Below are 13,860 nucleotides of genomic sequence, written 5' to 3'. Positions count from 1 at the left end.
CCTTCCGCCGACCTACTCTCGGAGCTGTGAACGAACTCCTGGACCCGCTCCTGCTGTCGAGATGGCAGTTCGGTCTGACGACGATCTACCACTTCCTGTTCGTGCCGCTCACGATCGGCATGGCGCTCACCGTCGCGATCTTCCAGACCTGCTGGGTGCGCACCGGGAAGGTGCACTACCTGCAGCTGACGAAGTTCTTCGGGAAGCTCTTCCTGATCAACTTCGCGATGGGCGTCGTGACCGGGATCGTCCAGGAGTTCCAGTTCGGGATGAACTGGAGCGACTACTCCCGCTTCGTCGGCGACGTCTTCGGGGCCCCGCTGGCGTTCGAGGGCCTGCTCGCCTTCTTCCTCGAGGCGACCTTCATCGGCCTCTGGATCTTCGGCTGGGACAAGCTGCCCGAGAAGCTGCACCTGGCCACCATCTGGCTGACCACGCTCGGCACCACGCTCTCGGCCTACTTCATCATCGCCGCGAACGCGTTCATGCAGAACCCGGTCGGCTTCCGCATCAACGAGACCAAGGGCCGCGCGGAGCTCACCGACATCTGGGCGCTCCTCACCAACAAGGTCGCTCTCGCCGCGTTCCCGCACACGATCTTCGCCTGCTTCATGGTCTCGGCCGCCGTCATCATCAGCGTCGCGGCCTACCACCTCTCCCGGAACCAGCACCTCGAGACCATGCGCCCCGCGCTGAGGTTCGGCGCCTGGATGATGCTCGTCAGCGGCGGCCTGACCCTGTTCACCGGCGACTCGCTGGGCCTCGCGATGGTCGACACGCAGCCGATGAAGATGGCGGCCGCGGAGGCGCTCTACAGGACCTCCACAGGCGTCGACGCCTCCTTCTCCGTCTTCACCTGGGGCACGCCGGACGGCTCGAGCGAGCTGTTCTCGATCCGCATGCCCTACCTGCTCTCCTTCCTCTCGACGCACACCTTCACCGGCACGGTCGAGGGCATCAACGACCTCCAGGCGCAGTACACCCAGGTCTACGGACCCGGCGACTACACGCCGATCATCTGGGTCACCTACTGGTCGTTCCGCTGGATGATGGCGCTCGGCGTCCTGGCCATCGGCGTGGCCGCGGCCGGCCTCTGGTTCACCCGGAAGGGCCGCGAGCCGAAGCAGTGGATGTGGAAGGTCGCGATCTGGGCCGCCCCGCTGCCGCTGATGGCGATGATCGTGGGCTGGGTCTTCACCGAGATGGGCCGCCAGCCGTGGCTCGTGTTCGGACTGCTGAAGACCGCCGACGGAGTCTCGCCCGGAGTGAGCGGCCTCGAGGTCCTGATCTCGCTGCTCGCCTTCACCGCGATCTACGGCACGCTCGCCGTGGTCGAGTTCCGCCTGATCAAGCGGGCCGCGCAGGCCGGCCCCGACGACGCTCCCGAGGTCGACGAGGAGAGCGGTCGCCCGCAGCTCGTCGGCACCGTCTACTAGGAGGCACCCCTCATGGATCTCGCCGTTCTCTGGTTCTGGATCGTCGCGTTCTTCTTCATCGGCTACTTCGTCCTCGACGGGTTCGACTTCGGCGTCGGCATGTCGCTCCCGTTCCTCGGGCGCGACGACACCGACCGCCGCGTGCTGATCAACACGATCGGCCCGGTGTGGGACCTCAACGAGACGTGGGTGATCGTCGCCGGCGCCGCCTTGTTCGCCGCGTTCCCGGAGTGGTACGCCACGCTCTTCAGCGGGTTCTACCTGCCGCTTCTGCTCATCCTGCTCGCGCTGATCGCACGCGGCGTCTCGTTCGAGTACCGTCACCAGCGTCCGGAGGCGCAGTGGAAGCGGCGCTTCGACACGATGATCGTCGTCGGCTCCGCGGTGCCCGCCTTCCTCTGGGGCGTGGCCTTCGCGAACATCGTGCAGGGCGTCCCGATGGACGCCGACCACAACTTCACCGGCACCGTCCTGGACCTGCTGAACCCCTACGCGCTCCTGGGCGGAGCGACGACCCTCCTGCTCTTCTTCACGCACGGAGTCGTCTTCGTCGCCCTGAAGACGGAGGGGGGGATCCGCGAGCGTGCGCGCCGCCTGGCGACCCGCGCGGGGCTGCTCACCGTGGTCGTCGCCGCGGTCTTCCTGGCCTGGACCAACCTCGGCCAGGGGAGCACCGCCTCCTGGGCGCTCTCGGCGGGCGCGGCCGCGACCCTCGTCGGCGGCTGGCTCGCCATCACGCGGGGCCGGGAGGGACGCGCCTTCGCGCTGCTGGCCGGCACCATCGCGCTCGCCGTGCTCGCCCTCTTCGCGACGCTGTTCCCCGCGGTGATGCCGGCCTCGAACGTCCCCGCCTACGGGCTGACGATCGAGAACGCCTCCAGCACGCCCTATACGCTGACGGTCATGAGTTGGACCGCCCTGGTGTTCGTGCCGCTCATCGTCGGCTACCAGGCCTGGACCTACTGGATCTTCCGCAAGCGCATCAGCCGCGCGCACATCCCGGTCGACGCCCACTGACGTGAAGCCCCTCGATCCGCGCCTGCTCCGCTACGCCCGGGCGGCCCGCGTGTTCCTCCTGCTCGGCGGGGTGCTCGCGCTGGCGAGGACCCTGGCGATCGTCGCCTTTTCGTGGCTCGTGGCGCAGCTGGTGGCCGGTGCGGTCGACGGGAGGAGCGCCGACGATCTCGCGCCGCTGCTGGCCGCCCTGCTCGCGGTCGTCGCGGCGCGGGCGGCTCTCGCCTGGGCGACCGAGGTGAACGCTGTGCGCGGAGGAGCAGGAGCGAAGGCGCAGCTGCGGCAGGCGGTCCTCGCCGCACTGGTCGAGCTCGGCCCGGCGGGCCGCTCCGAAGGGGGCTCGGGCGGGGTCGTCGCGCTGCTGGGCGGCGGACTGGACTCCCTCGACGGCTACTTCGCCCGCTACCTCCCGCAGCTGATCGCCACCGCGGTGGCGACGCCGCTCCTGACACTCGTGGTCTTCCTCGCCGATCCGCTCAGCGCGGTGTTCCTGGTGGTGACCCTGCCGCTCATCCCGGTGTTCATGGTGCTGATCGGCTGGGCGACCCAGGCCGTGCAGGCGCGGCAGTGGGAGCGGCTGCAGGCGCTCGCGTCCGGCTTCGTCGACACCGTCGGCGGCCTCGCAACACTCAAGATCTTCGGGCGGGCCGAGCGGCAGGCGACGCGGATCCGCGCGCTGACCGAGGACTACCGCGTGCACACGATGAAGGTGCTGCGGGTGACCTTCGTCAGCGGCTTCGTGCTGGAGCTCGCCGGCTCGCTCTCGGTCGCGCTGGTCGCCGTCTCGATCGGGCTGCGGCTCGTCGACGGCTCGCTGGGGCTGGCCGTCGGGCTGTTCGTCCTGGTGCTGGCGCCGGACGTGTTCTTGCCGGTGCGCCAGGTCGGTGCCGAGTTCCATGCGGCGGCGGACGGGGTGCAGGCGGCGGACCGCGCCTTCGCCGTCCTCGAGCGCGCGGCGGCCCTGCCCGCTCGCGGGAAGGCCCCGGCGGCGACGGGGGCGCTCGAGCTGCGGGGTCTCGCGGTCGACGACGGACGCGGGCGGACGCTCGCTCCTGTCGACGCGGTGCTCCCCGTCGGGTCGATCACCGTGGTGACCGGGCCCAGCGGGTCGGGGAAGTCGACGCTGCTCGCCGCGCTCGCGGGCTTCGTGCCCTTCTCGGGCACGCTGCTGCTCGGCGGGTCGCCGGTCGCGGATCTGCGGTCGACGCTCGCCTGGGCGGGCCAGCGGCCCGACCTGCTCCCGGGGAGCGTCGCCTCCGCCGTCGGGCTCGGAGCACTCTCGCCGGACCCCGAGCGCGTGCGGCGGGCCCTGGCGATCGCCGCCGTCGACGTGGACCCCGAGCGCCGGCTCGACGCCGAGGGGACGGGCCTCTCGGGCGGGCAGAGCGCCCGCGTCGCCGTCGCCCGCGCCGTGCACCGCCTGCTCGAGCGCGGGTGCGCGGTGCTGGCCCTGGACGAGCCGACCGCCGCCCTCGACGAGGAGTCCGAGCGGGCGCTGCTCGCCGGACTCCGGACGCTGGCGGAGAGCGGGACGATCGTCGTCGTCGCCAGCCACCGGCCCGCGACGGTCGCGGCGGCCGACGCCGTGATCGCCCTGGCGCCGGCGGGGGCGGTCGCGAGGTGAACCGCTCCGACGTCCTCCGCGCCGCGATGCCCGGGCCGCGCCGCTTCCTGCCGGGGCTGTCCTTCGGTCTGCTCTCCTCCTCGGCCGTCGTGGCGCTGCTGGCCTGCTCGGCCTGGCTGATCGTCCGCGCGGCCGAGCAGCCGCCGATCCTGTTCCTGTCCATGGCCGTCGTGGGCGTGCGGGCGTTCGCGCTGGCGCGGGCCTTCTTCCGCTACCTCGAGCGGCTGACCGGCCACGACGCCGCCTTCCGCGCGCTCGCGGAGCTCCGGGCGGGCGTCTACGAGCGCCTGGTGCCGGTCGCGCCGGACGGGCTGGGCCGCGTGCGCCGCGGCGACCTGGTCGCCCGGGTGGTGTCGGACGTCGACGCCCAGCAGGACGTGCCGCTGCGCGTCGTGCAGCCGCTGGTCGTCGCGGCGCTGGTCGCTGCGGTCTCCGTGGTCGGCGTCTGGCTGCTGCTGCCGGCGATGGGCGCCGTGCTGCTGGCGCTGCTCGTCCTCGCCTTCGCCGGCGGGGCTCTGGGCGCCGGCCGACTCTCCGCGCAGGCGGACCGCGAGCTGGCGCCGCTGCGCGGGGAGCTCGCCGAGCGCCTCAACCTGCTGGTCACCCGTCTCGACGTGCTCATCGCCTTCGATGCGGCGGGTGACGCTCTGGCGGACGTGGCACGCGCGGAGGAGTCGCTCGCCCGAGCGGCGCGTCGGCGGGCGGCCTCCGCCGGACTGGCCGCGGCCGTCCTCGCCCTCTGCTCGGGTGGAGCGGTCTGGGCGGGCCTCGCGCTCGGGATCCCGGCGATCGGCGACCTCGGCGGTCCGGCGCTGGGAGTCGTCGCGCTCGTGCCGCTCGCGGTGTTCGAGGTCGCCGCCGCCGCGCCGCTCGCCGTGCAGGCGGCGCGCACCGCGCTCTCGAGCGCTCAGCGCCTGGCCGATCTGGACGCCGAGGCGGCGTCGCCGGCGCTCGCGACCGACGCGGACGTGGACCCGGACGCCCCGGCTCCCCGGGGCGCCGGCATCGTCCTGCGCGACCTGTCGGTGAGCTGGCCCGGCGCGCACACGCCCGCGCTGCGGGGCGTCTCGCTCGACCTGCCGGAGGGTGCGTGCGTCCTCGTCACCGGCGGCAGCGGCTCCGGGAAGACGACGCTCGCGCACGCTCTGGTGCGCTTCCTCGACCACTCCGGCAGCTACCTCCTGGGCGGGGTCGAGGCGCGGACGCTGCCGCAGGCGGAGGTGCGGAAGCGGGTCGGACTCGTGGAGCAGCAGCCGTACCTCTTCGACGACACGATCCGGCAGAACCTCCTCTTCGCGCGGCCCGAGGCCGATGGCGCCGTGCTCGAGGCGGTGCTCGAGCGGGTCGGGCTCGGGCCCTGGGTCGCTGCACGCGGCGGGCTCGACGCGCGGGTGGGGGAGCGGGGCTCGCTCGTCTCGGGCGGCCAGGCTCAGCGGATCGCCCTCGCACGCGCACTCCTGGCCGACTTCCGCGTCCTGGTGCTGGACGAGCCGACGGCGTCGGTGGACGCTCCCGCGGCCGACGCTCTGCTCGGGGATCTGCTCCGCGCCGCCGAGGGGCGGACGGTGGTCCTGATCGCGCACCGGGTCGATCCGGGCCTGGAGTTCGACACGCGGATCCGGGTGGCGGACGGCACGGCGGCTCAGGAGCACCGGGCCGCCTGAGCAGGCGTCCGGCTCCGCGGGGCGGTCGGTCCGAGCGGCCGTTCAGCCGTGCTCCGTCGGGACCGAGGCCCGCGCCAGGGAGGCCGCGCGCGCCAGGCGCCCGCCCTCCGCCTCCCAGCGGTCGAGGACCGCGTCCGCCCGGGTCCGCGCCGCACCGCGCAGCCCGGCCAGGAGCGGAGCGACGACGTCGCGGGCCAGCGGGTCGCTCAGCTCGTCCACGCGGGAGTCGCGGACGAAGCCCTCGAGCCGGGTGAGGTCGGAGCCGCGCAGCCACTCGGCTCGGGACTGCAGCAGCACGACGGCCGCCAGCCGCGGCTCGAACACCGCCGGCTCCCACAGCTCGGAGGAGAGGGCTGTCACGTCGTCGTGCTCGAGCGAGCGGAACTTCCTCAGCGCGTCGCGGACGGTGCCGCGGACCGCCCCGACCGAGGCGCCTGTCGAGTCGAGCCCTGCTCCCAGGCGCTCGCGCACGTCCTGCGCGCGCCAGACGTCGCCCTCGTACTCCAGGGCCGAGCGGATGAAGTCGCCGGGGTCGCTCATCCCTCCATCATGCGTCGCGCGTCAGCCCCGGCTGGCCCAGACGGCCCGTCCGATGCCGTCGTACTCGACGAGGCGGCCGTCGTCCTGCAGTACGAGGCGGTAGGGCGCGACGACGCCGGTCTGGCCGATACCGAAGGAGATCCTCGGGAACCGCAGCCAGAGGATCCGGGAGTCGGCCACGTCGAGCCGGCCCTCGGAGCTCATCGAGAAGGCGGCGCCGGAGGCGGAGGAGGTGTTCGTCGCCCAGTCCGCGCCGTTCGGCCCGTAGACGACGAAGTTGCCGTCGCGCTGCATCTCGGCCCGCCACTGCCCGCTCGCCGAGGTCAGCCGCGTGCCCGCGACGACGAGGCCGCTCGGGGAGAGCGAGTCGCGCACGACGAGCGCGGCACTGCTCCAGAGCACGCCGGAGTCGTCCGCGATCCGGAGATCGCCCTCGCGGAGGACCATCGTGGCGCCCGGCTCGCCGGACGTGTCCGAGGCCCACAGGGGCGCGCCGTCCGCGGTGTAGACCACGGCGTTCCCGTCGTCCTGCATCCGGAGGACGTTGCCCCGGCCGCGGGTGCCGCTCGCCCAGAGAGCCCCGCCCTGCCCGTAGACCACGAGGTTGCCGTCCGCCTGCATCACCGCCGTGGTGCCTCCCTGGGTGGCGAGCCGGTTCCCCGCGTAGAGGGTGCTGCCGCGGCGGAGGGTGTCGGTGCGCGGCTCGTCGATCCGGCCGCCGATGCTGCTGGCCCAGGCGGCCGAGCCGCTGCGGCGGTAGATGACGAGATTGCCGTCGTCCTGCATCCGCAGCTCGCCGCCCGGGTCGGCCACCGTGCCGCTCGCCCAGACCGGGCGCCCGTCCGCGGCGTACACGACGAGGTTGCCGTCGTCCTGCATCCGCAGGCTGTCGCCGCGCCCCTGGGTGCCCGAGGCCCAGGTGGGACGGCCGCCGGCGGCGTAGACCACGGCGTTGCCGTCGGTCTGCATCACGAGGGAGGAGGCGCCGTCGGGGGACACCAGCCGCTCGCCGCGCGCGAGCTGCTCGCCGGCACGGAGGACCGCGGCGGAGGCGACGGCGGAGGACGCCGAGGGCGGGGCCTCGACCGCGGCGGCGGGCAGCGAGCCCAGCAGGAGCGCGCCCGTGGCGGCGAGCGCCGCGAGGGAGGCGGTCAGGGAGCGGCCGGAGGGGAGGTGCGTCATCGCAGGGGTCCTGTCGGGGAGGGCGGCTGGGTCGGGGAATCGTCCCACGGCGGGGGAGACGACGACGCCCCCCGGTCCGGGGACCAGGGGGCGTCGTGGCGGAGGGCGTCAGCCGCGGCTGGCCCAGACCGCGCGGCGGCTGTCGTACTCGACGAGGTTGCCATCGTCCTGCATGACGAGCTTGTAGGGGCCGACCGACGCGGCGGGCGGGACGACCGACCATCCGCTCGTCGTCTCGGTGCCCACGGCGATCTGCCCGCTGGTGTCGAGGGCGAAGAAGCCGCCCGCGCGGGTGGTCTTCGACGCCCAGATCGGGCCGTTCTTGCCGTAGACGACGAAGTTGCCGTCCGCCTGCATCACCGCTCGGTAGACGCCGTTCGCGGAGCGGAGGAAGCTGCCCGCCTCGAGCGAGTTCGCCGCGTAGAGCGTGGTCGAGGGGAACGCGGCCTGGCTGGTCCAGATCACGTCGTCGGACGGGTTCACGATGATCAGCGAGCCGGCGTTGTTGATGCCCAGGCGGAGGTCCTTGCCGCGCGTGCCCGAGAACCACTTGACGGAGCCGTCGGAGCCGTAGACGACGGCGTTGCCGTCCTTCTGCATGGTGATGCGATTGCCGGAGCCGCCGGTGCCGGTGCCCCAGACGGCGCCCTGGGGGCCGTAGCCGACGAAGTTGCCGTCGTTCTGCATGACGGCGCTGAAGCGGCCGTCGGCGGAGGTGAGCTGGTGGACGGGGCGGAGGGTCTGCTCCGTGAACAGCGTGTCGGTCACCGGCTCGGCGATGACGCGGCGGACGCTGCTCGCCCAGGCGGGCGAGCCGTTCTCGCGGTAGACGACGAGGTTGCCGTCGGGCTGCATGATCACCGAGGCGCCCGCCTCGTTGATCGTGTTCGTGCTCCACACGGGGCCGCCCTTGGCGGAGTAGACGACCATGTTGCCGTCGGTCTGCATGACCAGGTGGTCGCCGCGGCCCTGGGTGTTCGTCGCGAAGGTGGGGCGGCCCTGCGGGTCGTAGACCACCGCGTTGCCGTCGGTCTGCATCCGGAACGAGTAGCCGTTCGTGCCCGAGACGATCCGCTGTCCGGCGGCCAGCTCCTCGCCGCCGACGAGGGCGTTGTAGTAGCTGACGGCCGCGCGGGCGGTCTGCTGGGCGGCCTCGGGCGACTCGCTCGCGGGAGCGAGGCCGGTCGGCGCCTCCTCGGAGGAGGACAGGGGCTTCTGCGGGTTCTCCGCGGCGAGGGCCGGGGTCGCGCCGAAGAGCAGGGCACCGGTCGCGACGAGCGCGATCAGCCCGGAGGCGAGGGGGCGGGGGGAGGGGGAACGCGTCATCGCAGGACTTTCTCGAGTGGCCGGCGGGGGCCGGAAGAGGGGGTACTCGATGCTCGCACGGCGGACGCACGAGTGCGACCGGAACGGGGGCCCTCCGTCTGGGGGACGCGCGGGAGCTGAGGTCCTCCGCGGGTCAGAGCGCCGGGAGAGGCCGCCTGAGAGCGTCCAGCCGCTTCCGCCAGGCGTCCAGGCGGCCCGGCTCCGCGGCGAGCGCCGGTCCGTCCACCCAGGCGGTCGCCAGCCGCAGACCGTGCAGGGCGTTGGCCGTCCAGACCTCACGGCCCTCGAGCGACTCCGGCTCGGCCGGGGCCTCGATCACGTCCACGCCGAGCGCGCCGGCGAGCACCGAGACCGTGCGAGCCGTCACGCTGCGCACGCGGGTGCTCGTCGCCGGAGGGACGACCAGCGCGTCGCCCAGCCACCACAGGATCGCGCTGCTCGCTCCGTCGATGACGGCGCCCTCGGCGTCGAGCAGCACGGCCTCGTCCGCTCCCGCGGCGTGCGCGCGCGTGCGCAGGAGGGCGAGACGCGCGACGTCCGGCCCCTTCCAGGAGGGTGTCCGGCGCGGATCCACGGGGCTCGTCCACAGCACCACGGAGCGGGTCGTCGGCGGGGCGGGTCGCAGCCGGAGCCGGAGGGAGCCTCCCGAGAGCTCGACGCGGGGGAAGGAGCGGCCCTCGCGGGGCAGGGCGGCGATCGCGGCGTGGAGGAACGGCTCGACGTCCGGGTGCCCGCCCGCCGAGGCGACGGAGGCGGCGAACCGCTCGCGGTGCAGGTCGAGCCCGCGGACGCGTCCCTCGTCCACCAGCCAGGAGTCGGCGGCGTCCAGGGAGGTGCCGGGTGGCTCGGGAACGTTCGTCAGGGCCCGCCCGTCCCACTCCCGAACCTGCTCGCCGTCCACGACCGCCTACGCTAGCCCAGTGGTCTCGGAGGATCGGCACGTCCGCTCGATCGAGCTGCCCTGGGTCGATCCGGAGCTCGCGCACCACGCCCTGTTCGCCACGGCCGAGGCGTCTTTCTGGCTCGACTCGGGCCTCGGAGCGACGAGCGGCCGCTCCTACCTCGGCGCGTGCGCCCGCGAGGACGTGCTCCTCGTCGAGGCCGGCGGCGACGTGGCGGCGGCGCTCGCCGCGGTCGACGACGAGGCCCCGGCGGGCGACCGCGCGCTCGGCCGCTACGGCTGGATCTCCTACGAGGCGGGAGCCGCCTCCGTCTCCCTGCCCTCGGCGCCGACCGGCCCCGCGGATCCGCCGGCCCTCGCCCTTCTCCGGGGCGACCCCGTGCTCGAGTTCGACCACGGCACCCGGACCGTCCGCCTGGTCGCCACGGGAGACGTGCAGGAGCTCACCGCGCGCCTGCTCGAGCTCGTCGGCGCGCCCGCACCCGCGGACCCCGCGGATCCCGAGCCCGCCGGCGACCCGGTCCGCCGCCACTCCGCCGCCGAGTACACGGCGCTGATCGGCCGCTGCCAGGAGGCCATCCGCGCGGGGGACGCCTACCAGCTCTGCCTCACCGACGAGATCGTCGTCGAGGGCCGGTTCGATCCGGTCGAGGCGTACCGTCGCCTCCGCCGCTCCAGCCCGAGCCATCACGGCGGGCTGATCCGCCTCGGCCCGCTCGCGCTCGTCAGCGCCTCGCCCGAGCGGTTCCTCACCGGCGGGGCCGATGGACGCGTCGCCACGCATCCCATCAAGGGCACGCGCCCCCGGGGCCGGGACGCCGACGAGGACCGCGCGCTCCGGGACGAGCTCGTGTCGAGCGTGAAGGAGCGGGCCGAGAACGTGATGATCGTGGACCTCGTCCGCAACGACCTCGCCCGGATCGCCGCCCCCGGCTCCGTCGTCGTCGACCGCCTGCTCGAGGTGGAGAGCTACCCGCACGTCCACCAGCTGGTCAGCGAGGTCTCGGCCCGCCGCGCGCCGGGCGTCGGGATCGCCGAGCTGATCGCGGCCCTCTTCCCGGCCGGCTCGATGACGGGAGCGCCCAAGCGCCGGGCGGTGGAGCTGCTGCGGGAGTGGGAGGGCGGTCCCCGCGGCGTCTACTCCGGCGCCTTCGGCCGCCTGGGCTCGGACGGCTCGCTGGACCTCGCGATGACCATCCGCACCCTCGTGCTCGACGGCGAGCGCGCCCGCCTGGGGACCGGCGGCGGCATCACCGCGCTCTCGGTGCCGGAGGAGGAGGTCGAGGAGACGCGGCTGAAGGCGCGGGCGCTCCTCGCGGTGCTGGGCGCCGCCGAGGAGTGAGCGGGCGCCGCGTTCGTCTGCCGTGCTCGCAGGGCCAGTAGGGTTGATGGTCGAACGCAGCCGCCCACGCGTGCGCGTTCTCCCCCTCCTTCAGAAGTGAGAAGCACCTGTGGCAGAAGACACCTCCCGGCAGACCGGCGCGAGCGACGAGGAGCGCTACGACTTCCGAGCGCTCCAGGAGAAGTGGCTCCCGATCTGGGAGGAGACGCGCCCGTTCGCGACGGACGACCCCGACGACAAGCGCCCCCGCAAGTACGTGCTCGATATGTTCCCGTACCCCTCGGGCGACCTGCACATGGGCCACGCCGAGGCGTACGCGCTCGGAGACGTGATCGCGCGCTACTGGCGCCAGCAGGGCTTCAACGTCCTCCACCCGATCGGCTGGGACAGCTTCGGCCTGCCCGCCGAGAACGCCGCGATCAAGCGCGGGCTGAACCCGGTCACCTGGACCTACGACAACATCGAGCAGCAGAAGCGCTCGATGAAGCGCTACGCCGCGTCCTTCGACTGGGACCGCGTGCTGCACACCTCCGACCCCGAGTACTACAAGTGGAACCAGTGGCTGTTCCTCAAGATGTACGAGAAGGGCCTCGCCTACCGCAAGGACAGCTGGGTCAACTGGGACCCGGTGGACCAGACGGTCCTGGCGAACGAGCAGGTCCTGGCGGACGGCACCTCCGAGCGCTCCGGCGCGGTCGTGGTCAAGAAGAAGCTCACGCAGTGGTACTTCAAGATCACCGACTACGCCGACCGGCTGCTCGACGACCTGAACCAGCTCGAGGGCTCCTGGCCGTCGAAGGTCATCGCCATGCAGCGCAACTGGATCGGCCGCTCCATCGGCGCCGACGTCGAGTTCGAGATCGAGGGCCACGACGAGCGCGTCACCGTCTTCACCACGCGCCCCGACACGCTCTACGGGGCGACCTTCATGGTCGTCGCGCCGGACTCCGACCTCGCCTCCGAGCTGGTCGAGGGCTCCGAGCCCGCGATCCGCGACGCGTTCCGCAGCTACCTCGAGACGGTGCAGAAGTCGAGCGAGATCGAGCGCCTGACCGCCGACCGCCCCAAGACCGGCGTGTTCCTCGGCCGCTACGCGGTGAACCCCGTGAACGGCGAGCGGCTGCCGATCTGGGCCGCCGACTACGTCCTCTCCGACTACGGCCACGGAGCCGTCATGGCCGTGCCGGCGCACGACCAGCGCGACCTCGACTTCGCCCGCGCCTTCGACCTGCCCGTGCGCGTGGTCGTCGACACCAACGCCTCCGTCACCGGGGCGATCCCGGTCATCCCGGAGGACCCGGAGGAGCTGGCCGCGCTCGAGAAGGAGTACTCGCTCGACCCCGCCACGACCGGCGAGGCGCTGACCGGCGACGGCCGCCTGATCAACTCCGGGCCGCTCGACGGGCTCTCCAAGCGCACCGCCATCGAGCGCGTCATCAGGATGCTCGAGGAGCGCGGCCGCGGCCGCTCGGCCAAGAACTACCGCCTGCGCGACTGGCTGATCTCCCGTCAGCGCTACTGGGGCACCCCCATCCCGATCATCCACGGAGCCGACGGCGAGCTCGTGCCGGTGCCCGAGGACCAGCTGCCCGTCGTCCTGCCCTCCACCGACGGCCTCGACCTGCAGCCGAAGGGCTCGTCGCCGCTCGGAGCGGCGGAGGACTGGGTGAACGTGCCGCACCCAGTGGACGGCTCGCCCGCGCGCCGCGACCCGGACACGATGGACACCTTCGTCGACTCCTCGTGGTACTTCCTCCGCTTCCTCTCGCCGAAGGACGACACGCAGGCCTTCGATCCGAAGCTCGCCGAGAAGTGGGCGCCCGTCGACCAGTACGTCGGAGGCGTGACGCACGCGATCCTGCACCTGCTGTACGCGCGCTTCATCACCAAGGTGCTGTTCGACCTGGGCTACGTGTCGTTCACGGAGCCCTTCACGGCGCTGCTCAACCAGGGCATGGTGCAGATGGACGGCGCGGCGATGTCGAAGTCGAAGGGCAACATCGTCCGCCTCTCGGACCAGCTGGACGAGTTCGGCGTCGACGCCGTGCGCCTGACGATGGCGTTCGCCGGCCCGCCCGAGGACGACATCGACTGGGCCGACGTCTCGCCCGGCGGCAGCGCGAAGTTCCTCGCCCGCGCCTGGCGCCTGGCGAAGGACGTCACCTCGAGGCCCGACGTCGAGTGGAAGTCGGGCGACGCGGCTCTGCGCCGCCAGACCCACCGGTTCCTCGCGGAGTCCCCGTCGCTGATCGAGGCGTTCAAGTTCAACGTCGTGGTCGCGCGGCTGATGGAGCTCGTCAACGCGACCCGCAAGGTCGTCGACTCGGGTGCCGGGGCCGGGGACCCCGCGGTCCGCGAGGCGGTCGAGGTGGTCGCGATGGCTCTCAACCTGTTCGCGCCGTACACGGCCGAGGACATGTGGCACCGCCTGGGCTACGAGGGCACCGTCGCGCACGCGCTCTGGCGCAAGGCCGACCCGTCGCTGCTGGTCGAGGAGAAGGTCACGGCGATCCTGCAGGTCGACGGCAAGGTCCGCGACCGGCTCGAGGTCTCGCCGAAGATCTCCTCCGACGAGCTCGAGGAGAAGGCGCGGGCCACGGCCGGCGTCGCCCGGGCTCTCGTCGGCCGCGAGGTCGTGAAGGCGATCGTGCGGGCGCCGCGCCTGGTGAACCTGGTGACGAAGGCGGTCTAGCCGCCGATCCGTCCCGACGGGGCTCCTCCTCTCGCAGGAGGGGCCCCGTCGGCCGTCCTGCGCCGGTGCTGCTCTCTCCTCCACAGGGAGGCGATCCGGCGGGCTGTCCCCGGATCGGTGTCGGCGGCCGCGCCGGGCG

General features: G+C 73.1%; 10 protein-coding genes. 6 read left to right on the top strand and 4 right to left on the bottom strand.

Annotated elements, in window-relative coordinates:
• Nucleotides 1-26: 26 nt before the first annotated feature.
• The 4 genes from C5C49_RS12995 to cydC are packed head-to-tail and all read left to right on the top strand — an operon-like array spanning nucleotide 27 to nucleotide 5,738.
• Nucleotides 27-1,436, top strand: coding sequence for a cytochrome ubiquinol oxidase subunit I (locus C5C49_RS12995; RefSeq protein WP_104346325.1), 1,410 nt, complete (start codon nucleotides 27-29; stop codon nucleotides 1,434-1,436).
• Between the two features lie 12 nt (nucleotides 1,437-1,448).
• A complete protein-coding gene (gene cydB, locus C5C49_RS12990; RefSeq protein ID WP_104223117.1) occupies nucleotides 1,449-2,453 on the top strand; it encodes a cytochrome d ubiquinol oxidase subunit II in 1,005 nt (334 codons plus the stop codon).
• A 1-nt stretch (nucleotide 2,454) separates the two neighbouring features.
• Nucleotides 2,455-4,074, top strand: a complete 1,620-nt coding sequence (gene cydD / locus C5C49_RS12985; protein ID WP_104346324.1) for a thiol reductant ABC exporter subunit CydD — start codon at nucleotides 2,455-2,457, stop codon at nucleotides 4,072-4,074.
• Nucleotides 4,071-5,738 (top strand): thiol reductant ABC exporter subunit CydC, encoded by a 1,668-nt coding sequence (cydC, locus tag C5C49_RS12980; protein WP_104346323.1) that lies wholly within the window; start codon nucleotides 4,071-4,073, stop codon nucleotides 5,736-5,738. Before cydD ends, cydC begins: the two co-directional genes overlap by 4 nt.
• Before the next feature lie 42 nt (nucleotides 5,739-5,780).
• Here the strand turns inward: cydC and C5C49_RS12975 are convergent, their stop codons facing one another.
• The 4 genes from C5C49_RS12975 to C5C49_RS12960 form a co-directional block, all read right to left on the bottom strand.
• Entirely contained in the window at nucleotides 5,781-6,278 is a 498-nt protein-coding gene (locus tag C5C49_RS12975) for a DNA alkylation repair protein (protein ID WP_104325294.1), read from the bottom strand.
• Between the two features lie 21 nt (nucleotides 6,279-6,299).
• Nucleotides 6,300-7,460 (bottom strand): hypothetical protein, encoded by a 1,161-nt coding sequence (locus tag C5C49_RS12970; RefSeq protein WP_104346322.1) that lies wholly within the window; start codon nucleotides 7,458-7,460, stop codon nucleotides 6,300-6,302.
• Between the two features lie 108 nt (nucleotides 7,461-7,568).
• Nucleotides 7,569-8,786 (bottom strand): hypothetical protein, encoded by a 1,218-nt coding sequence (locus C5C49_RS12965; RefSeq protein WP_104346321.1) that lies wholly within the window; start codon nucleotides 8,784-8,786, stop codon nucleotides 7,569-7,571.
• Nucleotides 8,787-8,919: 133 nt separating this feature from the next.
• A complete protein-coding gene (locus tag C5C49_RS12960; protein ID WP_258068468.1) occupies nucleotides 8,920-9,687 on the bottom strand; it encodes an aminotransferase class IV in 768 nt (255 codons plus the stop codon).
• 19 nt (nucleotides 9,688-9,706) lie between these two features.
• Here C5C49_RS12960 and pabB point away from each other — a divergent pair, with 19 nt between their 5' ends.
• Together pabB and leuS are read left to right on the top strand one after the other, a co-directional pair.
• The gene (gene pabB, locus C5C49_RS12955; RefSeq protein WP_104346320.1) at nucleotides 9,707-11,029 is read left to right on the top strand and encodes an aminodeoxychorismate synthase component I; all 1,323 of its coding nucleotides are present in this window, start codon (nucleotides 9,707-9,709) and stop codon (nucleotides 11,027-11,029) included.
• A 109-nt stretch (nucleotides 11,030-11,138) separates the two neighbouring features.
• Nucleotides 11,139-13,721 (top strand): leucine--tRNA ligase, encoded by a 2,583-nt coding sequence (gene leuS / locus C5C49_RS12950; protein ID WP_104346319.1) that lies wholly within the window; start codon nucleotides 11,139-11,141, stop codon nucleotides 13,719-13,721.
• The last annotated feature ends 139 nt before the right edge of the window (nucleotides 13,722-13,860 follow it).

Source organism: Rathayibacter sp. AY1E2, from assembly GCF_002932325.1.
Taxonomy (GTDB): Bacteria; Actinomycetota; Actinomycetes; order Actinomycetales; family Microbacteriaceae; genus Rathayibacter.
This window is presented reverse-complemented; position numbering and strand designations above follow the sequence as displayed.

Excerpts from the sequence above, each read along its gene's own strand:
- C5C49_RS12975 (WP_104325294.1), bottom strand. The coding sequence starts at position 6,278 with ATGAGCGACCCCGGCGACTTCATCCGCTCGGCCCTGGAGTACGAGGGC.
- cydB (WP_104223117.1), top strand. The coding sequence starts at position 1,449 with ATGGATCTCGCCGTTCTCTGGTTCTGGATCGTCGCGTTCTTCTTCATC.
- C5C49_RS12970 (WP_104346322.1), bottom strand. The coding sequence starts at position 7,460 with ATGACGCACCTCCCCTCCGGCCGCTCCCTGACCGCCTCCCTCGCGGCG.
- C5C49_RS12965 (WP_104346321.1), bottom strand. The coding sequence starts at position 8,786 with ATGACGCGTTCCCCCTCCCCCCGCCCCCTCGCCTCCGGGCTGATCGCG.